This is a genomic window from Microcoleus anatoxicus (assembly GCF_042465725.1).
Taxonomy (GTDB): Bacteria; Cyanobacteriota; Cyanobacteriia; order Cyanobacteriales; family Microcoleaceae; genus Microcoleus; species Microcoleus anatoxicus.
On record NZ_CP120853.1, the window covers coordinates 21731 to 48323 of the forward strand.

Consider the following 26593-nt stretch of genomic DNA (forward strand, 5'->3'; position numbering starts at 1 on the left):
CGAGGTTCAAGCGCTAAAATAGTTCAGATCAGCACTGGGCCCAAAGGCGTCTAGGAACCCTTATGCAAAACTCTGTGCCAAACAAATACTTATGGGCTTTAGGTGAAGGGATAAAAGCTTGTAAACCGGGCGATCTAATTGCCGGTCGCTACAGGCTTAAGCGCGAGCGACTTCTGGTAGATACTCAACCCGAACAGTTGCCGGAACTTCCCGAAGACATTCCAAACTTTATAACTCCTTATCTGAGACTGTTTGCCTATCAACTGCACGTACCCCAAGTATATGGGATGGTATCCTCCAAGGTCAGTAAGCTGTCGGGCGATATCTGGCTGCTGGAAAACGCGCCAATTAACAATGTCAGCGAATGCTTGATGCGGGAATTGACGGACTCGTGGAGAGGGGCCTCGGCCATGCGTCAGCTTAATTGGCTGTGGCAAATTGCCAAACTTTGGCAGCCCTGTATTACTCAGGGCGTGGCGGCGACGCTGTTAACTCCCGAATTGCTACGGGTGGAAGGGCCTGTGGTGCGGTTTCTGGAGTTACAGCCCGATCGCAAACCACCTAATTTGTCGGAGTTGGGAAAACTGTGGCAGCAGTGGCTGGATGAGGCTGACCCGGCTATCCTCAATTTTTTGGGGGAACTTTGCCGACAAATGGTCGCTCGTCAGATTCGCAACGGCGAACAACTCGTGGCTCAGTTGGATAAGGCTCTGCTAATTTGTGGCAAATGGTACGATCGCACGGTGGAGATTGCCACCGGCACTGATGTGGGGCGATCGCGGGCCCACAACGAAGATGCTTGTCATCCTCCCAGTGGTACCGTACTGTCGGTGATGCCGGGATCGGAAGCTTGCGCGATCGTCTGCGATGGTATTGGCGGACAAGATGGCGGGGAAGTTGCTTCGGAATTGGCAATTTCTGTACTCTGCAAAAAGTTGCAGCAAGTTGTCCTCCACAAGGATATTTACGAGCCACTGACTCTGATTTCCAAGCTGGAACGAGCTGCTTGTGCTGCTAATGACGAAATAGCCGATCGTAACGACAGCGAACACCGCCAGGGCCGCCAGCGCATGGGAACTACCCTAGTGATGGGTTTAGCCCACGTCCACGAACTTTATGTCGCCCACGTAGGAGACAGTCGGGCTTATTTGATTACTCGCACTGGCTGCTATCAAGTTACTCTCGATGACGATGTGGCTTGTCGCGAGGTGCGTTTGGGCTACGCGCTGTACCGGGACGCTTTGGAACAGGTGGCCGCAGGTGCTCTGATTCAAGCTTTGGGGATTACTTCTTCCAACACTCTCCACCCTAGCGTGCAGCGTTTGGTGGTGGATGAGGACTGTGTTTTGCTATTGTGTTCCGATGGTTTGAGCGATAAAGACCGGGTTGAGGAATGCTGGGAAACGGAGATTTTGCCGATTCTTGACGGTAGCATTAGTGTCGCCTCGGCGCGCGATCGATTGATCGATATTGCTAATACTCGAAATGGTCATGATAACGTCACCATCGGCTTAATTCACTGTCAGGCACATTTGAAAGACAATACTTTTACAGAACTGTCCATTGCAGTTTTGGAACCGTCGCGGGAACCCATTCCTGACACCGAAGATGTGCCGACGGATTTGAACGATCGCACCAATACTGGTCAGGGTAATTCTCAATTAAAAACAGAGTTTCTACAGCTACCACAAAAAGGTAAAAGTCTATTCTCGCTGTTGCTGAAAATAGTATTTTTATTAGGTTTGGGAGGAGTATTTGCTTATTTTTTCATCCCTCCGGTAGGTCGGGCGATCGATGCTGCCGGGGAATCAATGTTTGGGAAACGTGGTGTAATTAATACTAAAAGCAGTCCATCACCAACGGCAACACCCCTACCCGATCCGATTCAAGCTTTAGAACAAGGCTCGTTTATAGAAATTAAAAATTCTGCCGTTTCGGGAACCGAGGGCGATCGCTTGTATTTGCTAAAACAAATTGGTGATGATGTAAAAGGAACAGTCCCTGCCGGTAGTGTTTTGCAGGTAACAAACAAACAGCTTGCACCTGCCGGTAATTGGCTGGAATTGAAAGTTTGCTCGATTCCTGAAGTAGTAGCATCTAATTCTCCCAAACCAAAATCAATTAAAGATTTTTCGCGAGTTTTTAAACCAGAAACTAATCCTTCACCTGTTGTTTCTACTCCATCGCCTTCCCCCACTGTTAAACCAACTGTGGCAGTCCAAATCCCTAAGCTGCAACCGGGGGAAGTGGGATGGATTCAAGAAAAAGATGCCCTGTCTCAGGTAGTCTCTAACCCAGCCTTAAACTCCAATCAACAGGGAAAATGTCTTGATGCTGATGGAACCAATCCCAATGGTAATTAAAGTATCAATACTAGATGCTGTCTCAAGAATTAGAGTAAGTTTTGTAAATAGGAAGATGCAGTTTGCTAAAGATAGAGTAATTTAAGGCAGACACAGACCTAAAATAAAATTTGGGGACCCTCAACCCGAAGATTCAACAGTCTCTTGATTTGATCTCAAACTATGACGAAAATCACAGATTATTTCCAGGGAGTTTATGCGGTAAATCTCCCTGAGAGGAAAGACAGACGCAAACTCATAGTCAAGGAATTAGAGGGTGCAGGAATGCCCCTGAAGCCCCATCAGGTTGAAATATTTCCTGCAATTCGCCCCGACGATGCAGGAGGTTTCCCTAGTATTGGGGCGAGGGGATGCTTTTCTAGTCATGTGGCTATCCTCAAGCGGGCAAAACAGCAGGGTTTGAGCAGTATCCTGATTGTCGAAGACGACTTAGAAATTTCACCAGATTTCAGCACAGAGCAAGCGGCTATCATCGAACAACTGCGTCAGCAAGATTGGGATTTCGTATACTTCGGACACGTCGCCAAGGTGGGAGAAGAGTCTCCTGTCCCCCTCGTACCCTTTTCTGAGGCGGTGATGACTACTCATTTTTACGGTGTAAACGGCAGGATTTTCGATCGCCTCTTGGGTTTTCTCGAACAACTGCAACAGCGACCTCCCGGACATCCCGACGGTGGTCCGATGCACCTCGATGGAGCTTATTCAACTTTCCGAGCTCAAAATCCAGATGTTGTGACTTTGATTGCTTCTCCCAACCTGGGGTGGCAAAAGAGTTCCCGTAGTGACATCTATCCTAATCCGTGGTTTGACCGTGTACCGGGGATCAGGGAATTGGTAGCAGCAGCAAGAACAGCCAAAACATGGCTGAAGCGTGGCCGTTCTAGTTAGTAGAATTAGACGTGAAAATAGTTAGATGCTCTCCAATCTTTGCACAAAATAGGCATCTACAATAATTGTGGAACAGGCATCTTGCCTGTTCAAAGCTTGCTTTTATGAGAGTTTTAATAGCCCGAAAAACAATTAAGTAATATCAATTCCGGTTGTATCGGAATGATTTAACCGCGAAGGCGCGAAGTACGCGAAGGAAGAGAAGAGAGAGTTTAATACAGGACGATGAAGAGAGGATTTTATATAAGTCACTCAAATGCTATAAAAAGCTAGCTGTTAAAACCCCGACTTGTTTAGCTAAGTCGGGGTCAAAGAGGCCTAACCTAATTTCTTAGATACTTCTGCAAGTTTTGTCACCATTTGTGATACTGCTTTATCCACAGCGGCGCCCAAAAGTGAATCCTCATTACTGCTGCTGGAATTGCCTCCGATAGCTGATCGAGATACTAGAATCGCTTTGATCTGCCTCTCCTACTGCTTTGGCGGTGGCCAGAATATCTCCCGAAGCAGTACCAATTAACCGTGCATCAATTTGAACTATCTCCATAAAACCCATCAACCAATTAGCCATCGTGGCCCTCCGAGTCTGTCTCGGTCCGAATTCCCCAATTTTATAGCCTTGAAAGCCCAATTTTTCCTTCAATAACTGCTTGTTTTCTGGCAGGATCGATCGAGTCAATTTCACCGTGGCTGGTCTAGAATCGATAAAATCCGGCGGTTGTGGATACTCTTTGCGCCACTCCGGGGCCACATTTTCAATGTTCCACAGCCCCGTCTCTGCATCCCAACGGTAGCCTAAATATTGCCAAACTAAGCGATTGACAGCAGCATCGTCGATTTCTTCGTTGAGGATAGCCCAAATAGTTTGGTTATTCAGAGGTGGCAATTCAGACATATAGCAATCCTAAATCATTTGTGAATGTCTTACTCCCTCCCCTTACTAAGGGGAGGGTTGGGGTGGGGTAAAAAGATTTACGACTCCTGCAAGGATTTCTATATCTAAAGAAGGAAGATGGAAGATAGAAGATGGAAAAAATCTGCTTGTGGGGTGGGCGAATAGCCCGCCCACCCCACCAAAAATCAATTGTCGAAAATTCCGTCTTTCTGCGCCATAGACAACATCAAATCAATCACGCGACAAGAATAACCCCACTCATTGTCATACCAAGAAATGACTTTGAAAAACTTAGAATTTAGTTCAATTCCTGCACCAGCATCGAAAATACTCGATCGCGCATCGCCCTGAAAATCCGTCGAAACCACCGCATCTTCAGTATAGCCGAGAATACCTTTTAGTTCGCCCTCCGCAGCTTTTTTCATAGCTTCACAAATTTCTTTATAGCTAGTTTCCTTCGCCGTTTTGAAAGTAAGATCCACTACAGACACATCTGGAGTTGGCACGCGCAAAGCCATCCCCGTCAGTTTTCCTTTTAATTCTGGTAATACCAAAGTAACAGCTTTCGCCGCACCGGTAGAAGATGGAATAATATTTTGACCAGCACCTCTTCCTCCCCGCCAATCTTTGATGCTGGGCCCGTCTACTGTGGGTTGAGTAGCTGTCATCGCATGAACTGTAGTCATTAAACCTTCTTCTAAACCAAAGTTATCGTTGATAACTTTGGCAATAGGTGCTAGACAGTTTGTAGTGCAGCTAGCATTAGAAACAACAGTATCTTTTGTCGGATCGAACTTGTGATGGTTGACACCTACTAGAAAAGTTGCCACTTTTTCAGGATCTTTGGTTGGTGCTGAAAGTATTACTCGTTTTGCTCCCGCACTCAAGTGTTTTGATGCGCCGGCAAAATCGGTAAACAATCCGGTAGACTCTACAACATAATCTGCATTCGTGTCACCCCAAGGCAATTCGGCAGGATTTCTGATTGACGTACACGGGATAAATTTTCCGTCAACAATAATGCCGTCTGCTTTGGCTTCAACTTCGCCGTCGTAAATGCCGTGGGTGGAGTCGTATTTGAAAAGGTAAGCGAGGTTGTCTGGGGGAACTAAGTCATTAATACCGACAAATTCTATATTGGGGTTTTTGATGCCTGCGCGCATCACTAGCCGTCCAATACGACCAAATCCGTTGATACCAACTTTTAGGGTAGCCATGATTTAAACTCCTCTGCAAAATATCGCTATCTCGATCGCAACTTGTGCGTTAAAACTTACCACGGCAACTCATTGGTACAACTTAATCTTTTTTATCTCTTAAGAATTTGGTAATTGGTAATGACAACAGTCAACAGTCAACAGTCAACAGTCAACTGACTACTGACTACTGACTACTGACTACTGACTTCCTACCCAACACACCTAGTAATTAGCAATTCCACCGCATCCGAAATAAAACACGACCCACCAAACTTATTGAGAACTGGTCTAATATTTTCTGCAACTGCTGATACTTGATCGGGATCGCAAAAAGCCAGCACATAAATGTTATCCAGCATCGTCATAGATGAATCACGGGAAACGTGATCCCTGGTACTTTTTCCAGCCACATCACGAATCACCGAATAACCCTGGACGCCAGCTTTGTCTAAACCATCTAAAATCTTGCCCAGCTCAACTGAATGAGCTATAATTTCTATCCTTTTCACTGAATCCATCATCTCACCTCCAAAACATATTGATTCCGTATAAATACATGGGAATACCTACAATGATGTTAAACGGAAACGTCACTGCTAAGGCCGTTGAAATGTAAAGACTTGGGTTAGCTTCGGGAACAGTTAGGCGCATAGCTGCGGGTACTGCTATGTATGAAGCACTCGCACACAATACGGAAAATAGTAAAGCGTCTCCCTTTGGCATTCCGATTAATTTAGCAATTAGCAAACCAATTACTGCGTTAACTATGGGAATTAGGATGGCAAAGCCGATCAGAAAAACTCCTGCTTCTTGCAAATCTTTAATTCTGCTGGCCGCTACCAGTCCCATATCCAACAAGAAAAAAGTCAGAACACCATAAAACAAATCTTGGGTAAAGGGACTCATAACTTCCCAACCATGTTCTCCTGTCAGTATGCCCATGATTAGGCTACCAATGAGTAGAAATACTGAACTGTTGAGGAAGGCTTCTTGCAGCACTTCTGACCAAACTATCTCGCGTTTTCCTTCTTCGCCACCGAATACACTCACGAGAATTAGACCGACTATAATTGCTGGGGATTCCATTAATGCTAGGGCTGCTACCATGTAGCCGTTAAAGTCAATTCCCAGTTCTGTGAGGAAGGAAGTTGCGGTAATAAATGTTACCGCACTGATGGAACCGTAAGTGGCTGCAATTGCTGCTGCATTGTAGGAGTCTAGTTTAATTTTCAGTATAAAGAAAGTATAAACTGGTACAAGTGCTGACATCAACATCGCTGCCAGAATTGTCAGTGCCACTTGCTGGTTGATGCCGCTTTTTGCCAGTTCGACGCCGCCTTTAAATCCGATCGCAAATAACAGGTACAGTGAAAACAATTTGGGGATTGGTGCTGGAATTTCTAAATCAGATTTGAGAAAAACTGCCAGCAGTCCCATAAAAAAAGCTAATACGGGTGGATTTAAGATATTTGACGCTACGAGACTTAAATCCACGATCGGTTACTCCCATGTCTGATTTTTTATCTTACTTCACAGGTAATTGTGACACGAGAATGGATCGATCGGGCGATCGATCTTATTTTTTGTGACTATGGAACTGTTGAACCCAAACCTCGCCAGAAAGGGGCAAGACATCAAAGGGGCAAGACATCAAAGGGGCCCCTTCCCTTCCTAGGGAAGGGAGTTAGGTATTTTTTCCTAACTAACAGCCAAATAAGATTCTAGGGCTTCGGAACCGCCAATCAACTTGCCGTCGATAAATACTTGCGGGACTGTTGTTGCCCCAGTTACTGCCCGGAGCGATCGAGTTGTGATATCTTGACCCAAGACGATTTCTTCATAATCCAAGCCTTTTTCAGTCAGCATTGCCTTAGCGCGGGCGCAGAAAGGACAGCCGACTTTGGTGAACAAAGATACAACTTTGGGCTTTGCTGCTGCGGAGTTGATGTAGTGAAGCATCGTATCAGCATCGGACACCTTGAAAGGGTCCCCAGGCTCTTCCGGCTCAATAAACATTTTTTCTATTAAGCCATCTTTCACTAGCATAGAATAGCGCCAAGACCGCTTACCAAAACCTAAATCTGTTTTGTCAACCAGCATTCCCATGCCTTCAGAAAATTCGCCGTTACCGTCGGGAATTAAGGTAACATTCTCCGCTTCTTGGTCTTTTGCCCATTCGTTCATCACAAAAGTATCGTTGACGGAAATGCAAACAATTTCATCTACACCATTGGCTTTGAAAGTTTTGGCTAATTCGTTGTAGCCAGGGAGGTGCGTTGACGAACAAGTGGGAGTAAATGCTCCAGGTAGCGAAAATACTACTACAGTTTTGCCTGCAAACAAATCAGCGGTGGTGACATCAACCCACTCGTTATCTTTGCGGGTGCGAAAGGTGACATGGGGTACTCTTTGACCCTCTTTGTTCGGCAGCATGATTTTGAATCCTTCGGTATTTGGGTTAAATTCACTGCTCTAATCGTACTCATAACGAGTATGACTTGTCAATGGGGAGAGTGGAAGAGGGGGAGAGGGGGAGAGGGGGAGCTACCAATGCCCAATGCCCCATTGGTGTCAACTTAAGCTCAAATCCAGTCAGAGATTGCTGTTTGACTATTAAATCTAGATCCGAACGAGCCCCCCGATCGAAGGGGGGAACAAGATTCCGATCAAAGTCCCCCTTCTTAAGGGGGATGCGAGGGGGATCTAGACTTGGCGTAAAAGCGAGAGATACCAAAGCTTTCAGGCTTAAGTTGACACTAATGCCCGATGCCCCATGCCCGATGCCCGATGCCCTATTCCCAATTAAACTTTCTGCCTAAATATTCCTCTAATTCCTGATTGTAAGGTGTGAAATAATCACTCAACCGATCGCGCACCGAATCACTGATAGGCTGATAAGAACCAGGATTAGCATTTTGGTACTCAGGTAATTGATATTCAGGCAAATCTAAAAAATCTAAAACTTGCAAAACAGTCGTCGCTGCACTGGCATAAAAATCTTCGCTTCTCAAAATCAACAACTGTGATTTCGGAAAAAAAGCCAGCCAGTTTTTGATAAATTCTATATACCTACCGCGAGCTAAATAATTACCCGGTTCCTCGCCGATAATGTATGCTGGATTTTGAGCCAATCGTGCAATTTCATCGCTAATTGCTCGATCGAACGATCGCCCTTCCCAGTTTAACTCAGTCAAGCGGTAGAATTGAGAAATAGCGCGATCGACCGGATTTCGCAAAAGTACAATCAGCTTCACCTCTGGAAAAGCATTGTAGAGCCGTTCTGGTGCTGCCAGAGAGTCAAAATAGCTAGGACTTGCTTCGCCAGTCAAAAATTGCTCCCCGGCTGGCATGGGTGGAAAATGAGCCAAATACCAATCAATCCCTCTGTCAAAGTGCCACGAGAAAAAATCCATCTCCTTTTTAATGGGAGTCAAAATTTGCGGGTGTTGAGCTAAATAAGTGTACAGAGAAGTTGTGCCGCACCGCTGGGAACCAATAATGATAAAATTAGGATCTGTGACTGTATTTTGTAGCACAGTCATCTTGGCTGTGTTCTTACTTATAATAGATGAAAAAGTTTGACGATAACTGACAGTTTGATAACAGCAAATCGCCTCTGCAATTTTGCCTTGTCTAGTCAAAGCTTCCCCCAAATTCAAATAAGGCCAAAAAGCCTCCGGTTTAGCTTCCACAACTTTGCGATACAGAGTCGCGACTTCCTCCAGCTTATTTTGCTTAACCAAAACTTCCCACAAATTGTAATAAAACCACCAGTAGAAATCGGGATTTATTTCTATTGCTTTTAAGAACAAATCCGCCGCTTCATCCCACTTTTTTTGATGGGTTAAAACAGCACCTAAATTGTAATAAGACCAGCAATCATCAGGTTTTTGGGCGACTATTTCGCGACATGAGGCTAAAGTGCGATCGCACTTTTCTTGTTCCTGCAAAAGTTCCCCTAATTGCCAAATAAATATATCACTGTTTGGCTCATTTGTCAAGAGTAGTTTACAAAATATAATGGCACTTTCTGGGCGATCGCCCTGTGCTAAACTCCTCCCTACACCCAAATAAAAGTCGCGATTTTCCGGTGTAATCAGCAATTCACCAGGTAAAAACACTGGCCTTAAGTCAGACTCTGTTTGTCGCAGAACATAGCCTAATTTCTCATAAATTCCCGGCAAACCTCGGTCAATTAGAATAGCTTGTAAATACGCATAAATCGCTTCATTCCACTGTTTTAGCTTAGTCAAAGCATCGCCTAAATTGCCAAAAGACCAAGCAAAATCCGACTTGATTTTAATCTCGCAGCGGTAAGCAGCAACAGCTTCCTCCCATTGTTCTAACTCTAGCAAAACATCGCCCAAATTATGATAAGACCAAGGAAAATCAGGATTTAACTCAATAGCTTTCTTATAGGCGGCGACAGCCTCCTCCCGATGTCCGAGTTTCTGCAAAACATCGCCCAAACCGTGATAAGACCAAGAAAAATTGGGATTCAATTCAACAGCTTTTTTGTAGGCGATGACAGCCTCCTCAAAATTCCCACTTGCTTGCAGGGAATTACCCAAATTATGGTAATCATTATTCATGCAAAACTCCTGCAATATTCATTAACTTCTCCAGGGATGTCAAATCCAAGTGCATATTTTTATGTACGGGTTTTTCAATAGTTAAGTCATCCAACAAATCACCAATTAAATAGTAATGTTCCAAATCGCACAAATTGCTAATCATCCAATAACAATACGGCACGTAAATAGGAGAAAAAATCTCAATTACCTTAGTTCCCGGAGAGCAGAAAACTAGATTAGTCAATCCTGCTCCGTGAGGTGCAACAACTACTTTAGCAGCAGCCAAACAAGCTGCTTGTTCAGCTACCGACATCGTTTCCAGTTGGACACTGCGAAACCCAAATTTTTCCAAAAAATTAATTACTTCTTCATCGTTGACAATTCGCCGATAAGAGGCTTTTTGTCTACTGATATAAATTCGTTCTGAATAATTTATTTTTAGTGGTTGCTGTGTAGTTAAAAAAGCTTGTTTCAGATAATCGCATTTCCATTTAGAAACTGCTCCCGCTCCATCATAAAAAATTGACGGAACTATTAATTTATCTGCGGTGATGTGTAGATTACAGCGACTTTCTAAAATTTTATATTCAGGAATTCCTAAAGTATTTAAAGTTTCTTTTTGATAGGCAGAATCGCAGGCGTTGACAACAAACTTATCTATACTTTCGATTAACCCGCTTCTTTGCAAAAGGTCAAATCGAGTCATGACATCAAACATCCAATGAAAATAAGCCGATCCTCCCCAACGTGCTGATAAAAAAGCCACATTTCCATCAATATGTTCCACGGGAGGTAATTTGTCGGAAGTAATGACTAATTCAGCACAACCCATTGAAATATCGGCAACCAGTTTGTTATCTGAAGTAATGGCGGCGGTAGTGACGACATCAGCCCAAGCTCGTCCCTTTGGTAGTAAGGTAACAAAAGCTTTTCTTGCATGAGTTTGATCGGCCCCAAATCTGTTGTTGCTGTCGGTAGTTTTGGAAGCTAATAAATTGATTTGACTGGCTGGATGGATGTCAATACAAGTAATGTTCGGATTTGACTCGGCGACGATTGCCAAATCTTCTGTAAATCCACAGTATTTTTGCAGTACACTTAATGGTAAGATTTGATTGCTGCATTTTGCCCGATCGCTCTCATCGACTTCTCCTAGTTGTTCCAGAGCATAACCTATGCTATCATAAACTTCAAACAAATCTGGTTGGATTTGCAGTGCTTGAATTAAATTAGTTATTGCCGGTTCCCACTGCTGTTTTTCAATGAAAGTTAAACCCAATCCTTCATAAAACCAACAGGATTTGGGTTCCAGATTAATGCCTTGTTCATAAATTGCGATCGCACTTTCCCAATCCCCTTGTTCTCGCAGAGCATCACCCAACTTTTTGTATAGCCAAATAGTCTCCGGCGACAAATCAACAGCACGGCGAAAAGCCACCGCCGCTTCCGGCCAATTTTCTTGCTCTTCCAGAATTTCTCCCAAACTATTATGTAGCCAACAAAAGTCAGGATTCAACTCAACAGCTTTGCGATAAGCAACCTCCGCTTCCTCCCAATTTTCCAATGCAATTAAAGCCTTACCCAACTTGTCGTAAGCCCAACAAAAATCAGGATTCAATTCAATGACTTTGCGGTAAGCGACAGCAGCTTCCTCCAACTCAACAAGCTCCATCAAAACATCACCCAAACTGCTGTAACTCCAACAAAAATCAGGATTTAATTCAATAGCTTTACTGTAAGCAATCGCAGCTTCACTATTTTCGTTGATTGCTTGCAAACTTTCCCCCAAAAAGTGGTAAGACCAACTAAAATTAGGGTTAAGTTCGATCGCCTGTTTGTAAGCGGTGATAGCTTGGTCAAACAGTTGTTTTTCTTGTAAACTTTTACCTAACTTATGGTAAAGTGAGTAAGTTCCCGACTTAATTTTAATGGCTGTTTGATAGCGGGCGATCGCCTCATCGGCATAACCCGTATTTGCCGCAATATCCCCCAGCTTTTCCCAACCTTGAGACAAGAGTGCTTGCTCATTCCCCAAGTTTTGATTACCAGTTTTTTTGACAATCAGTTGATAGCCTTTATGAACTACTTCTAACTGACTTCCAAACATCTCCAGAAAAACATCTATCCCGATTTTAGTATCTTGCTCCGGGCTGTCAGGAAACGTAAATTCGTAATCATCAAAAATCATCAATCCCCCAACTTTCACCAACCTCCAAGATAAAATTGCATCTTGCAGGGCACTGGTGGGTTTGTGACAGCCGTCAACGTAGGCAATATCATAATATTCCGAAGTTAAATTAACTAATAAATCTTGAGAATAGCCTTCTAATTCAATGACTCGCTCTGCTAGTTCAGTTTTCGCAATATTCCCCTTAAAATATTGTTGGAATTGTAAATCAATGCAAGTAATTTTGGCGGTGGGGTGAGTTAAAACATTATCCAACAACCAGCACGCAGACATTCCTTGAAAACTGCCGATTTCCACAACTTGAAATTCGGGAATTCCTGCCAAGGGTTGCAAATGTCGTCGCCAAATAGGGATATTGTGGGTAAACCAATCTTGGGTAAATTGATAATTTTTCGTCGCACATTCAGCCCACCCCCTCAATGCGCTGGCTTTTTGGTGACAGACAATTGCTTCGTCTAATTCGCCTAATTGTGGTAAAATATTGCCTAAATCGTTGTAGGCTTTAGAATCATTCGGGGCGATCGCAATTTGGTGACGGTAAGTGGCAATTTGTGCGTATAACTCCTGTTGTTTCTGGCGCGTCTCATCCAGTTTGGCAACAACTTCCGGCTGGTTGGGTTCTATTTGCAGCGCCATGCTATAAAAGACGATCGCACCTTCCAACTGTTTCTGCTTAGCTAAACTATTTCCTAAATTTATATAAAATTCCGCTCCATCTAACTCAATCCCCAGCAATTTGTGGTAAAGTTTGCCGCTAGGAAGCATCTCAATATCTTGACAATAACTAACAATTGTGTTATCGAGACCAGACTCGCTACGTTTCCGCAAAACATATCCCAATCTCTGATTAATTCCCGTCAAATTGGGTTCAAGCTGAATCCCACGCAGGTAAGCTCCAACCGCTCCATCCCAGGATTTTTCACAGGTTAAGGCAATGCCCAAATTGAGGTAAAACCAAGGAACATTTGGATTTAATTCTATAGCTTGTCGGTAGCAAATCACCGCTTCTTCCCACAGTTGTTTGTGAGCCAAAGCTTCCCCTAAGTAATTATGAGCCCAAGCCGAATTGCTATTAATTTTAATTGCTTGGCGGTAACAGTTGATTGCTGCATCTAACTCACCCTTTTGTACCAAAACATTGCCCAATCCCAAGCTGGCACGAGCATAATTTGGATTAATTTCAATACTTTTTTGGTGACAGGAGATTGCCCTGTCTAATTCTCCTTGAGCCGCCCAAATTTTACCCAAACAGTGGTAAGATTCAAAGGAATCCGGATTAATTTTAATGACTTTCCGGTAGTTGGCGATCGCCTCTTCCCACCTTTTTTCCCGAAATAGCACCTCTCCCAAATTATGATAAGCTATTAATAATTTAGGATCGATTTGAATTGCCCGCGAATAGCATTCAATAGCCCGCTCCAACTTATCTTGTTCCACTAAATGATTTCCGAGGGTGACATACTCGTCAGCCGTTGCCCAATTCGGATCGATATTAAAAGCTTGATACCAATACTCTGTAGCTGTTTCTTGCTTCTGCAACTGCGTCCAAACTATCGCCAACTGTCGGTAAGCAGCAGCAAATTTCGGTGCGAGGGAAATAGCTTTTTCACAAGCTGCGATCGCCTTTTCCCACTGTTTTAGCTGAGAATATAAAATGCCGAGATTAGCGTACACTTCTGGTAAATTGGGATTGCGATCGATCGCCGCTTCATACCACTGTTTAGCTTGCTCAATTTCTCCTCGAAGCTGCATTACTTTTCCCAGTGTCTGACAAGCTGTCGCCAAATTCGGCTGAATTTTCAGGGCTGACTCACAAGCAGCCACCGCCTCATTTAACCTACCTTCAGCTAAATAAACTTCTGCTTGCTGACTCAAATCAACCGCTGCTTTTTCCATCTTATCAATCGAGGGCATAATTTCCACTACTCTAGACGCCAACTAACCCAAACCAACCACTTCAACCATCCTCTTGAGCGAACTCAAGTTCACCAAGATATCCTCTGTCAGGGAATTTTGATACATCAACTGTCTAATAGGATAACACTCAAAAGCCTCCCCAGTTAAAAAGTAATGTTCCAACTGCAAATATTGACTGGTTCCCCAGTAATAATGGCTGATATAATGAGGCGACATCAACTCAATTACTTTAGTTCCACCCTGACAAAAAAGCGTATTTGTCAACCCGCTACCGTGGGCTGCAACTATTACCTCAGCATGATAAAAATAGGCAATTTGCTCCTCCAGAGACATAGATTCAGGTAAAATAGAAACAAACCCAAATTCTGCCAATACCTCAACCACATCTGCCTCATTCAAGACTCGCCGATATCTAGCTTTGCTACGACTGATATAAATCCGTTTTGGGTAGTTATAACTAGGTATAATTCCCTTCAGAAACTCCCCTCTCAAAAAATCGATCGCCCAGGCAGAAGGCCAGCCCAAATATCCAGCAAAAGATGGTACAATTAACTCTGTGGCTTGAATGTGAGGCTGGCGATCGCTCTCCAAGACTTTCTCCTCTGGAATCCCCAGAATTCTGAGACTATCCCGTTGAAATTGATGCTGGCAACTATTCACCAAAAACCAATCAATCTCCGCCAAATCCCTACCACTGCGTCGCAGCAACTCTATTCTCGGCAAAACATCAACCATCCAGTGAAAATAGACATTTCCCGATAAACCAGAAAGCACCGCCACCCTACCTTCAATCTGCTTTAAAGGTGGAAATGATTCTAAGTTAAAAACGCTATGTTTTCTGATATCATGCTTCTCGCATCCCGGCAAAAATCCCGGATAATCTCTCGACACATCAGCCAACAAATAGTTATCAGGAGTAATAACTGCGATCGCCTTACAGATCAACCAATAATTTTCCTGCGGCACAATCCAACTTCGCCCATTAGGAATAGCAGCAACAAAAGTCTTGGGCGACTCCACAGGTAGCGGTTGCGAGTTGGACAAACGGCAAACTCCCCAACCCAAATGTATCGGATCGAACCACTTAGAAAGTCGCTGCAAACACAACCCACAAGTTAAACCACCACAATCAGAATTAGCTAATTGGGAACTTGTGCTGAGCGTAGCCGAAGCATTGGCAATTGGGAATTGGGAATTGGCAGTATTTTCTGCCCTTGCTTCGGCTGCATACTTCCAAACTATCTCAACATAATTACCCGCATCCAACCTAGCATTAACCAGCCAATCCCAAGTAGATAAATAAATACCTTGAGGAAGTTCCATCGCCATTGAATCTACGGCAATAGAATCACCTTGTGGCGATAATTGTGGCTGTGAATAGCCGTAGGATTGCAACTCCAAAACTTTTTGATAATAATCGATCGCCCGTTCCCAATGGCCCTGTTTTTGCAGGACTTTTGCCAACTCAAAATAAACTTGCGGTAGAGCAGGCTGAATAGCCAAAGCCCTGTGGTATAGAAAAATAGCAGCATTTAAGCGCTTTTGCTTTACCAAAGAATTGCCCAGCAGCCAGTAAAGCTCTGTATTTTGAGGCTGAATTTGTAAAGCTTTTTGATAGTAAGTTGTCGCCGATTCGTGACCGCCGTATTGTGCTAAAGTATTCCCTAAATGGATGTAAATTTCTGCTAAATTATCGCAAATTTCACCCATTGAAAATTGGGCATTGAGAATAGCTTCTTTCTCTTTCTTTTCCCCCCTTGGGGGGGGTAGGGGGGGGTTGACTTCTGACTTCCTTCCTTCCTTGGGGGATGCAGGAGGCAGCTCTTCTTTCCCCCCTTGGGGGGGGTAGGGGGGGGTTCTTCCTTCCCCCCTTGGGGGGGGTAGGGGGGGGTTGACTTCTGACTTCCTTCCTTCCTTGGGGGATGCAGGAGGCAGCTCTTCTTTCCCCCCTTGGGGGGGGTAGGGGGGGGTTCTTCCTTCCCCCCTTGGGGGGGGTAGGGGGGGGTTGACTTCTGACTTCCTTCCTTCCTTGGGGGATGCAGGAGGCAGCTCTTCTTTCCCCCCTTGGGGGGGGTAGGGGGGGGTTCTTCCTTCCCCCCTTGGGGGGGGTAGGGGGGGGTTGACTTCTGACTTCCTTCCTTCCTTGGGGGATGCAGGAGGCAGCTCTTCTTTCCCCCCTTGGGGGGGGTAGGGGGGGGTTCTTCCTTCCCCCCTTGGGGGGGGCAGGGGGGGGTGACTTCTTCCTTTTTCCTTCCTTCCAATTAATGCTTGCAAAAATCTACCACAAGCTGCGATCGCCTTTGAGTATTCATCATCATCATCATCATCTCTAGCAAATTGCTCCCTCTGTGCCAAATCACAATAAGCCTCAACAAAATCCGGTTTGACGGCAATTGCTTGGGCAAAATAGGCCAAAGCTTGGGTAATTTTGCCCAAAGCCATCAGAGAAAACCCGGCATCAGTATAGCCCGAAATATAGTCGGGATTGAGCTCGACTACGCGATCGAAACAAGCAACAGCCGCCGAATGTTCCCCTTGTATTTGCCACGCCTTCCCCAGATTGTAATGAGCCAAAACCAGATCCGGCTCCAACTCGATCGCTCTTTGATAAGCTGCGATCGCCCCATCGGGATTTTTGTCAAGCAATACTTGACCCAAATTATTATAAAGACTCGCCGAATCTGGCTGAATCGCCAGCCCAGCCTGGTAAATTTCCCTCGCTTCTGGAAAGCGATCGTGCTTTACCAAAGTGCAGCCTAAATTGTTGTAAGCATCGATATAATCAGGCTGGAGAGCAATAACCTGTCGGTAGCTATCTATGGCTGCTTCTAGCTGATTATTTTCAGCTAAAACCACAGCCAGATTGTAGAAAGCAAGTACATAATTGGGTTTGAGAGCGATCGCCTGTTGATAACAGTCGATCGCCCCCAACAAATTCCCCTGTTTATGAACCACATTACCCAAGTTATAATATAGTTCCGGCCAGTCTGGTTTCAAATCCAGAGCTTGCCGATAGTGAAAAACCGCCTCATCCAGCCACCAATACTCGCTATATAATTGACCCAAATAAGCATGAGCCAGAAAAAATCCTGGCGAAATTTCCAAAGCTTGCACAAAAGCATCTCTCGCCGCCGTCGGATCTCCCTGAGCTTCTAGGATTTCGCCCAAAGTCGTGTAAGCTGAGGGAGAAAAAGGCTGAAGTTCGATCGCCTTTTTGCAACAATCCATCGCCTCACTTAACTTTCCCCGGTTCAAATAAACCTGGGCTTGCCCGATATATTCTTCAATACTCATTACTCGCCAGCAGTTGCAGTTTATTCACCGCTTATAAAAACCTAGGTAAACCAGGGTAAGCTCTGCGGTATAAGCTTTAAACGTTCTTTCTTAGTGCTTGCGCTTCCTCGCGGTCGAGGTTGACCAAGAAACTCCAGTTAGAAACACTATAATAATCACAACGACGTGATCTTACAGCGGAACGTTTGATCTTTTTATTTAGTTGGTTCCACTCGCTCCAGACGTGCTTTTCTGAGTTCACATCAGAATAGGCGGTTAAGGAGCGAGGTATTTTTTCACTTAATCTCATAGCCCTGCGAGCAATCACCAGTGCAGCCGATTCGTCGCTGGCTAAGCCATACATTTTTAAGTATTTCACCAAGCCGATAATGCTTGAATAAGCTGGATTGACTGCAATTAACTCAATTCCGCGATTCGACAAAATAGAACTGAGTTGTTTGTAGAACTCGCTATATGCCCAGCCCGATAACATCCGCGCATACTTTCTACTTTCCTCCCCTAGAGATTGCTTTTTTGTTGAGAAATCTAGTTCTTCGCAAACTACGGGACATTCCAATTCCGTGGCTCTTACTGCTAGTTGCAAGCAGGCATAAACAATCTGAGCCTGCTGCTTGCCATTCGGTAAGCCCATCTGTAATGGAATCTGCCCTTTGGCTTTGAGATTCCCTTCAGTATCAACATACGCCCACCCAATAGAACCAGGATTCATATCGATACCAATGCAACCGTACATCCTATTTCTAGAAACTTGATTCACAGGCTTGGGAGTAAATTGCACGGCAATCACCCACTTTCCGTTTTTACGGTAGAAATGCCAGGTATACGCCCCCCATTCTGGTAGTCTATTTATGTTGCGATTGAAATCACCAACCTCGGAAGATACAGCTTTCCCGAATCGTGACTCTAAGCATTTGGGAACTCTAAAAGTTATTCTGCTCCCATTCCACTGGGAGACTTGATTGCCAAAAGACTCGTCTTTAGAGCCGACGACAAAAATATCACCGTGAGGGACGAAGACTTTGATTGGCTTGACTCTTAAGTGTTCTAGCCTATTCGTTAACAGGGTTAGTCTACGCTTTTTATTGTGTATTTGAAAGCGTAAACTCTGCCAATTGGTAGATTTGTATTGGAGCGAGCAAGCTATGGGAAAATTACAACCTGTCTTTGAATTATGCCATTTTTTCTTGGCATAAAATTTACGGGCTAATGCCAACTTACGTTCGGCTTTCTTGAGCCATGCACTAATGGATTTAATCTTGACTTCAAGAGTCTTTATGTGTAAAACTCTGTGTTCTTTAGCGCCGGCTACACGACATGAGGCTGCACTGATTACGCCATTTGCATGGCGCTTATTGATGCCGTAGGTTTGCTGTAAGTGTGTGTTCCAGTCGGACTTCTTGAATTGTGTACTTAAAAGTAAGTGGTTGACTGTTTCAATACTTGCAGCCCTGAAAATTGGGGCGTAAGCTTCTAAGAACATCTCGAAATCTGTAAATCCGAGTTCGTTGAGTTCATCTGCTGGCGTGAGCAAGCCTTTACAATAAGTTAAGGTAGCCATTGATTCGACCTCTCAATGCGGTTGCATCCTAGTATATTAATCGCTTCGCGCAGGATTTGCAAGTTTTTCAATGAGTTTCTTTTATTTCCGAAACGTCGCTGGCGAGGTCTTTTTCAAAGGTTACACCTTCTCTTTTGATCGAAATCATCAACGCTAATTAGTCTGTTCGTCAATTTACCGAGAATTTAGTAACTAAAACCTAGGTAAATCTAGGTAAAATGTCAACGGCTGTTAACCCTAAATTTTAATGTTTAAACTTTTTGATATTTTACGATCCCTTTAGGGCTGGGTTGCTGACTATACATAATACAAAGACATCTACCAAATCTCACTGATTGTTAGCAAATGTTAAAAAAAAAATTAAAAAAAATCTACACTTAATCAACCTCACCCCGCCACTGGCAGAGTGAGGTTGAAATCATGAAAAACTACCAACCTTGCGAGAACAGCCCCGGATAAAATCCAGTGCCGCCCCACAATCACCAGTTGTTCTAGAACAACTCGAAGTTGCTTGCAGTAATCGTCAGACCAGGTGTCAACTGAGCCACAGTCAGCGCAGAAGTACCTTGGTTGAAGTACAACACACCGCTTGTCGGATCGTAGACCAACTTGTTCGCCGTAGCAGCAGTTGGGGTGAAACCAGAAACCACAACAAACTCGGTAGCATCGAAGGTTGCGCCCAAAGCAGCTAAAGCACCGCCGGACTTCAAGCGAATCTTATCTTCCACAGGTGTAAAGTCAGTGATCGTGTCTACACCGAACTCTGGACTAGTGGAAGCGAAGTAGAAGGTATCGCTGCCAGCACCGCCTGTCAGCAAATCGGAGCCTCTGTCGCCAGAGATAAAGTCATTGCCAGCACCGCCATCAACAGTATCGTTGCCTTGACCGCCGTAGACGCTATCGTTGCCGTCACCGCCACTGACGATATCATTGCCAGTACCACCGTAGACCATATCATTGCCCGCACCGCCAAGTACGGTGTCGTTTCCTTCATCCCCAGAAACGATGTCATTGCCAGCACCGCCATCAAGGAGGTCATTTCCTTGATTGCCAAAGAGTAAGTCATCGCCATCGCCACCGGAGACCGCATCGTTACCTTTACCAGCAGCTACAATATCATTGCCAGGACCGGCACCGATGACATCATTGCCTCTACCTGATAGAACAACGTCGTTGCCAGCACTACCGGCGATGACATCGTTGCCACCAAAAGTCAGGATGATGTCGCCTTGTGGGCTGCCAGTCAACCTGTTGTCGCCTGCAATACCTCTAATATTCGAGCCACCACCTGTCAGTGTGACTGAAATTGCTGGCGTAGTTGGATTAGTTACCTGTGTCATTTACACTCCTCCTAAAAGATGAATCATTTTTCTACAATACACTTTTCCCTCCAAAGGGATTCAATAAATTAAACCGGACATCGGTTGAGACTCTAATTTACCCATCTGCTATAGGCTGTCATCTGAAGTACCCCCAACTAAGCTTCGTTATAGTTGGGGCTTCCAACTAACACAAAGATAATACAATATGCTGCAAATACACATCAACCATTTTTAATCCGATCGCGAACTCAATAGGGAGAAATCGCACCGGAGCGGTATTTAGTGTCGATCGCAACTGGTTCGATCGCCCTCAAGCGGGCTCTCACCCAGTTAGGTTCTGTTAGTATACTGCTATACAAATACTAGACAAGTCTAGACATTTGCTTCTAGCTTCATCGGGAGCATGGGAGCGGCTATCCCTCAGCAAGCTTTCACGGTTTAGCCAACCGCGATACATTAATTGCTCTCATTAACCAGACTTTTGAGTTCCACTGATAGTTCCCCAAACATCCAAATTTTTGCGACCATCTAAGATTGGCTGTGTACCATGACCATCCAGCACCCAGGCCACAAACCACCACATTCATTCCCACACCCAGGCTGACTCGTCTCCCCTCCGCAGTTAATTCTGCCAATCGCCAATCGATTAACTTCCGCTTATAGTAGCAACTCTTTCGGAATGAGAAAATCAGGCCTATTACTGTTGACACCCAGACAATAGTGAGCTGCGATACAATTTGCAATAATCCCGAACCAGGAGAGCCAACTGCCCCATGGCCCACCAGATTGAACTCATAACCATAAAGCAGGATTGTATTCAATTACACCATGTGTTCGGAGCTGTTACCTCAATAATTAACTAGGATTCTTCCTCTAATTTAGCTGGTGCTACTGGTTTTCTTGTGATGCTTATTTGCAAAAAGGAGAGAGGCAGAACTAAAGGCCAAAAAAGAGGGCCGAAAACTAAAGCGACCCAAGATATCCAGTCTGTTTTAGATGTAGCCGTATCGTTCCAAAAACGTTGAAACCAAACTAAAAAAACAATTGAAGCAATCAAGAAATAACCAATAACTATCATATTTTCCCACCTGTCATTTTCTAAACTCACAGTATTTGTGATTATTATAGATCGGATTGATTTCAGATTTGGGATTTTTGATTTTGGATTTCGGATGCTCCCCACTGATGAATCTCTGGGGCTTCAGTCACTGGGGCTTCAGTCAGTAGTCAGCAGTCCAACAATTTCAGATTTGGGATTTGAGATTGTCGATTGTACCCCGTCAGTCAGCGCGTTAGATTGAATCCGAGGCTTGGTTCTGCCTTAAATCCCCAATCTCGGCCTCAAATCGGCCTAGTCACCAGTCAGACTTCACCCCTTGGCCGTCATCAGTAGCAAGACATTAGGAATTATGAACTTAAGTGTTAAAATATTTTAAGATATAATAGCGATTAGATCCTAGTCCAAAGCTACAAATTGAGACGGATTTAGTACGGGACTCCTGGGAGCGATTAAATACAAGCCCCAGAGTTAATCACCGATGACACAAATCACTGATTCCCAGCCAATAGATCACATTTACTCGTGTATAGAAATCACATCAATCTTAAATAAATAAGTCAATACTATCAAAAGTGAGTTCAATAAAAATCCAATGATGACCAAAACACTTTTACCTCAATTTACCATTGCAGAGCTAGTCTTTCAGGTATATCACTCTGGTTTATTAACTCGGACTCACCGACAACAGATCAGGACAGCACTACTAAACGACGGTCTCACCGAAGAAGATCAAACAGCCATCAACCGTTTGCTGCACGCTGTGCGTCGCGGGTGGCTGAAAGTAGTAGATTAAAATCAGCCCCCATCTGATAGGGGATTTTGAATTTGAGATTGGGAATTTGGGATTTTGCCAGTCCTCAGTATTGTAAAACATGGGAAGCAATGAATCTGCGGCTTTGCTCCCTGGATAATTTCATGCCATTGTCATCAAAATATTGAATAATATCTGTAACATTTCAATCATATTAGGCATGAGCGACCTTTACATTTCTTGGTCAGATTACCATCGAAAAATTGAGGATTTGGCTGTAAAAATTGATGAATCTCAGTGGAACTTCGATCGCATTGTGTGTCTAGCCCGTGGTGGGCTGCGGGCGGGCGATATTTTGTCACGGATTTTCCACAAACCCCTGGCAATTTTAGCTGCCTCATCCTATGGTGGAGCCGAGGGGAAAGTCCGAAGTTCGATTAAATTTGCCCGCGATTTGACCATGGTGGGCGATGATTTAGGTAAAAAAATTCTGCTGGTTGACGATTTGGTCGATTCGGGGGTGAGTTTGCAGCAAAGTATCCTATGGCTCAAGAGTCGCTACAGCCCGGATATTCAGGAAATTCGGACGGCGGTGCTTTGGTACAAAGCTGGTTCCGCTGCGAAGCCAGATTATTATGTAGATTATTTGGCTGATAATCCTTGGATTCATCAACCCTTTGAAATGTATGAAAAGATGAGTGCGGCTGATTTGCGGGCGAAAGTTAGCAAATAGAACACTAAACATATAGTGGTTTTCAGTCGAATTCACTTTTTTTAATAACAGGCAAGATGCCTGTTCCACCATTATATTTACTGTTTGTGGCACGGGTCGGAGAACCCGTGCAAATTTAGTGACACAATTACCGAACCGAAAGAATGCGCGCACCCAATTCCATACTTTCCGCCAAAACTTCCTGCCGCGCCCACTTATCCGCAGCCAAAATATCATCTAAACCAGGACTTGTACAGTTATCTTGTTGATGTTTGTCGCAGGTATTTTCAATCAATTTCGGAATGTCCAAAAACTGAATCTTCTCCTCCAAAAATAGTGATACCGCCTGTTCGTTCGCCGCATTCAATACCGCAGGCATGGAACCGCCAGCCCGTCCAGCCGCATAGGCTAACTGCATACAAGGATACTTTTTATGGTCTGGTTCTCGAAAAGTTAAATCCCCAGCTTTTACCAAATCAAAGGGTTTCCAATCAGTATAAATTCGCTCCGGCCAAGACAAGGCATAAAGCAGTGGCAACCGCATATCTGGCCATCCTAATTGTGCTAAAACCGACGTATCTTGCAGTTCTATTAAGGAGTGAATTATGCTCTGGGGATGAATGACAATATCAATATCGTCATAATCCATTCCAAACAAATAGTGAGCTTCAATTACTTCTAATCCTTTATTCATCAAAGTCGCAGAATCAATGGTGATTTTCTGTCCCATGGACCAATTCGGATGTTTCAAAGCATCGGCAACTTTCACTTCCGCTAACTTTTCAATGGGCAAATCTCGAAAAGAACCTCCCGAAGCAGTCAGAATAATGCGCCGCAAGCCGCCTGGAAGTACCCCTTGGAGACACTGAAAAATTGCGGAATGTTCTGAGTCGGCTGGTAATATTTTAACTCCGTGTTTTTCGATGAGGGGGTTGACAACGGGACCGCCTGCGATTAATGTTTCTTTATTGGCTAAGGCGATATCTTTACCTGCTTGGATAGCGGCAATTGTTGGCAACAAACCAGCACAGCCCACTATGCCCGTGACGACGGCTTGAGCGTCGCCATATTTGGCAACTTCGACAATGCCTGTCTCCCCAGCCAGTAAAATAGGTTGAGGGTCGATATCTGCGATCGCCTCTTGTAATTCCTGTAATTTATCTTCGTCCCCAATCGCGACAATGGATGGCCGAAATTGTCTGATTTGTTGCGCCAGCAAGGTCACATTTCGTCCCGCGGTTAAGCCGACAATCCGAAATTGTTCGGGGTATTGAGCTACAATATCTAGAGTTTGAGTGCCGATGGAGCCTGTAGAGCCAAGAAGAGTTATTGCTTTCACAATTTTTTAAGGTTTTGTGGATTATTCTAATATTACGATTGCGGGGATGAAATTTGGCGATCGACTAATAGACCTCTCCAATAATTTTTGTGGAACAGGGATTCAGCCTGTTCCCACCTTAGTTTTCGGGAGATGTCTCATGAATTGGAGGATTTGTCAGGAGTCAGGTAGTGGCAGATTTTATGCGGAATGAGTCGAATTTTGATGATTCCAGTGAGGACAGCGGCGTCTCCATCACGGAAAATATAGAAGAAAGTCGATCGCAGCCACCGTCGAGTTTGCTAATTGCGATCGCCACTACAGCGACAATTTTATTTTTGTCTAGCAGTTTGCGACACGCCTTGTTTCAATCCACTGCTTTCGATTTAGGCATTTTTGACCAAGCGATTTACTTAATCAGCCAAAACCAAACGCCTTTTTCCTCTTTGATGCAGATGCACATTTTAGGCGACCACGCAGCGGTAATATATTATCCCCTAGCTTGGTTGTACAAAATTTACCCCGATGTGCATTGGCTGTTTTTAGTACAAGCAGTGGCTTTATCCTTGGGGGCTTGGCCTAGCTGGAGTTTAGCACGCTTGGCAAGTTTGAATCCAGAACAATCCCGCGCGATCGCATTTATTTACTTACTATATCCCGTAGTATTTAACATCAACTTATTTGATTTTCACCCAGAAGTAATCGCCTTACCCGCACTTTTAGCAGCAATTTTTGCAGCCAGTTTAAACAAAATTTTGTGGTTTAGTGCCGCTATTTTATTAATTTTAAGTTGCAAAGCAGTTTTGTCCCTAACTGTCGCAGCCATGGGTTTATGGCTATTGTTATGCGAAAAAAAACAACGATGCGGCGCGATCGCACTTGTTTTCGGTGTAGCCTGGTTTGTGATTGCTTCCCAAAAAATCATTCCCTTCTTTAGCGGCAGTGAAGTCGCCGGAGTAGGGCGCTACAGTTATCTAGGAAAATCGGTACTAGAAATTATTATAAACATCATCTTAAAGCCACAATTAATCTTAGGTAAATTCTTTTCAATTGATACTTTTAAATATATATTTCTACTCAGCTTACCACTATTTTGGGGATTGTTGCCATTCTCCAGCAAAATAGGAATGCGATATTTGCTTCCACTGCTTCCCGCCCTCCCAACTCTCGCCATCAATATCCTCTCAGACTTGCCATTTCAACGCAGTTTAGCCTATCAATATTCAGTGCCTATAATTCCATTTTTATTATTAGCGGTTATCTCTAAGTCAACCCCAGTCAACTCCGCACAGTCAAACCCCATCAACCCCGCACAATCAACCCCCCCCTACTCCGCACAGTCAACCCCCCCCTACCCCCCCCAAGGGGGGAAATTAGGAGATGAAAATGTTGAATTCTCGCCACCAATTAATTCTGAGTCAACCCCCCCCTACCCCCCCCAAGGGGGGAAATTGGGAGATGAAAATGTTGAATTCTCGCCACCAATTAATTCTGAGTCAACCCCCGTCAACCCCGCACAAGGGGGGAAATTAGGAGATGAAAATGTTGAATTCTCGCAACCAATTAATTCTGAGTCAACCCCCCCCTACCCCCCCCAAGGGGGGAAATTGGGAGATGAAAATGTTGAATTCTCGCCACCAATTAATTCTGAGTCAACCCCCCCCTACCCCCCCCAAGGGGGGAAATTGGGAGATGAAAATGTTGAATTCTCGCCACCAATTAATTCTGAGTCAACCCCCCCCTACCCCCCCCAAGGGGGGAAATTGGGAGATGAAAATGTTGAATTATCGCCACCAATTAATTCTGAGTCAACCCCCCCCTACCCCCCCCAAGGGGGGAAATTGGGAGATGAAAATGTTGAATTCTCGCCACCAATTAATTCTGAGTCAACCCCCCCCTACCCCCCCCAAGGGGGGAAATTAGGAGATGAAAATGTTGAATTCTCGCCACCAATTAATTCTGAGTCAACCCCCCCCTACCCCCCCCAAGGGGGGAAATTAGGAGATGAAAATGTTGAATTATCGCCACCAATTAATTCTGTGTCAACCCCCCCCTACCCCCCCCAAGGGGGGAAATTAGGAGATGAAAATGTTGAATTGTGGCAAAAAATTAATTCTGTTTTCCCCTTAAAAATATACCCGATTCCTGAACTATGGCGGGGAATGCAATTACCAAAAGCCATGATAATTTGGTCATTAATCATCTTCTTGTTTCTCGGCGAGTACAAAGACTTTTTTCTGTATCTAAATAGACTAGATACTTGGCAAGCAACACGGGAAGCGATCGCCCAAATTCAACCCCAAAGCAGTATCTTAACAGACAATAGACTAGCCCCTCACTTTGCCCACCGCCCCATAGTCAAATTGCTTTCCCAAATTTCACCCCAAACAGATTTAGCTGAATTTAAATACATATTATTAAACCAACGACATCCGTGGCCAGATACCGAAAAAATTGGTAATAACTTAGCCACTCAACTGCAAAATACTCCCCAATTTCAATTAACCTATCAAAAAAACCAAGTTCTGCTATTCAAACGCATCGCTGATTAAAC

General features: G+C 44.3%; 16 protein-coding genes and 1 pseudogene. 5 read left to right on the forward strand and 12 right to left on the reverse strand.

All coding sequences use genetic code 11. From position 1 onward, the window contains the following. Positions 1 to 62 precede the first annotated feature (62 nt). Positions 63 to 2363: a PP2C family protein-serine/threonine phosphatase gene (locus tag P2A85_RS00090; RefSeq protein ID WP_377476916.1), complete on the forward strand. Its 2301-nt coding sequence runs from the start codon at positions 63 to 65 to the stop codon at positions 2361 to 2363. A 162-nt stretch (positions 2364 to 2525) separates the two neighbouring features. After that, a complete protein-coding gene (locus tag P2A85_RS00095) occupies positions 2526 to 3251 on the forward strand; it encodes a glycosyltransferase family 25 protein (protein ID WP_377476917.1) in 726 nt (241 codons plus the stop codon). A gap of 541 nt (positions 3252 to 3792) precedes the next feature. On the opposite strand, the pseudogene P2A85_RS00100 reads toward P2A85_RS00095, so the two are convergent. The 11 genes and pseudogenes from P2A85_RS00100 to P2A85_RS00150 form a co-directional block, all read right to left on the reverse strand. Then, positions 3793 to 4146, reverse strand: a pseudogene (locus P2A85_RS00100) (DUF1823 family protein); the annotation flags it as partial. 185 nt (positions 4147 to 4331) lie between these two features. Further along, on the reverse strand, positions 4332 to 5363 hold the full coding sequence (gene gap, locus P2A85_RS00105; RefSeq protein ID WP_377476918.1) for a type I glyceraldehyde-3-phosphate dehydrogenase: 1032 nt from the start codon (positions 5361 to 5363) through the stop codon (positions 4332 to 4334). A 191-nt stretch (positions 5364 to 5554) separates the two neighbouring features. Then, positions 5555 to 5866: a P-II family nitrogen regulator gene (locus P2A85_RS00110; RefSeq protein ID WP_377476919.1), complete on the reverse strand. Its 312-nt coding sequence runs from the start codon at positions 5864 to 5866 to the stop codon at positions 5555 to 5557. Between the two features lies 1 nt (position 5867). Continuing rightward, entirely contained in the window at positions 5868 to 6839 is a 972-nt protein-coding gene (locus P2A85_RS00115; RefSeq protein ID WP_377476920.1) for a sodium-dependent bicarbonate transport family permease, read from the reverse strand. 204 nt (positions 6840 to 7043) lie between these two features. Then, positions 7044 to 7778: a glutathione peroxidase gene (locus tag P2A85_RS00120; protein ID WP_377476921.1), complete on the reverse strand. Its 735-nt coding sequence runs from the start codon at positions 7776 to 7778 to the stop codon at positions 7044 to 7046. Between the two features lie 359 nt (positions 7779 to 8137). Continuing rightward, positions 8138 to 9937, reverse strand: a complete 1800-nt coding sequence (locus P2A85_RS00125) for a tetratricopeptide repeat-containing sulfotransferase family protein (RefSeq protein WP_377476922.1) — start codon at positions 9935 to 9937, stop codon at positions 8138 to 8140. Further along, positions 9930 to 14021 carry a tetratricopeptide repeat protein gene (locus P2A85_RS00130; protein ID WP_377476923.1) on the reverse strand — a complete coding sequence of 1364 codons (4092 nt, stop codon included), beginning with the start codon at positions 14019 to 14021 and terminating at the stop codon, positions 9930 to 9932. The genes P2A85_RS00125 and P2A85_RS00130 overlap by 8 nt, the downstream gene beginning before the upstream one ends. Positions 14022 to 14045: 24 nt before the next feature. Beyond that, on the reverse strand, positions 14046 to 17318 hold the full coding sequence (locus tag P2A85_RS00135; RefSeq protein ID WP_377476924.1) for a tetratricopeptide repeat protein: 3273 nt from the start codon (positions 17316 to 17318) through the stop codon (positions 14046 to 14048). A gap of 76 nt (positions 17319 to 17394) precedes the next feature. After that, positions 17395 to 18876 (reverse strand): hypothetical protein, encoded by a 1482-nt coding sequence (locus tag P2A85_RS00140; RefSeq protein WP_377476925.1) that lies wholly within the window; start codon positions 18874 to 18876, stop codon positions 17395 to 17397. A gap of 491 nt (positions 18877 to 19367) precedes the next feature. Next, positions 19368 to 20216, reverse strand: coding sequence for a calcium-binding protein (locus P2A85_RS00145; RefSeq protein WP_377476926.1), 849 nt, complete (start codon positions 20214 to 20216; stop codon positions 19368 to 19370). A gap of 841 nt (positions 20217 to 21057) precedes the next feature. After that, on the reverse strand, positions 21058 to 21306 hold the full coding sequence (locus P2A85_RS00150) for a hypothetical protein (protein ID WP_377476927.1): 249 nt from the start codon (positions 21304 to 21306) through the stop codon (positions 21058 to 21060). A gap of 544 nt (positions 21307 to 21850) precedes the next feature. Here P2A85_RS00150 and P2A85_RS00155 point away from each other — a divergent pair. Continuing rightward, positions 21851 to 22051 (forward strand): hypothetical protein, encoded by a 201-nt coding sequence (locus tag P2A85_RS00155; protein WP_377476928.1) that lies wholly within the window; start codon positions 21851 to 21853, stop codon positions 22049 to 22051. Positions 22052 to 22229: 178 nt separating this feature from the next. Then, the gene (locus P2A85_RS00160) at positions 22230 to 22742 is read left to right on the forward strand and encodes a phosphoribosyltransferase (RefSeq protein WP_377476930.1); all 513 of its coding nucleotides are present in this window, start codon (positions 22230 to 22232) and stop codon (positions 22740 to 22742) included. A 127-nt stretch (positions 22743 to 22869) separates the two neighbouring features. Here P2A85_RS00160 and dxr read toward each other — a convergent pair whose 3' ends face one another. Then, positions 22870 to 24060, reverse strand: a complete 1191-nt coding sequence (gene dxr, locus P2A85_RS00165; protein ID WP_377476932.1) for a 1-deoxy-D-xylulose-5-phosphate reductoisomerase — start codon at positions 24058 to 24060, stop codon at positions 22870 to 22872. Between the two features lie 182 nt (positions 24061 to 24242). Here dxr and P2A85_RS00170 point away from each other — a divergent pair, with 182 nt between their 5' ends. Next, complete coding sequence (locus tag P2A85_RS00170; protein ID WP_377481776.1) at positions 24243 to 26591, forward strand: DUF2079 domain-containing protein; 2349 nt, start codon at positions 24243 to 24245, stop codon at positions 26589 to 26591. The last annotated feature ends 2 nt before the right edge of the window (positions 26592 to 26593 follow it).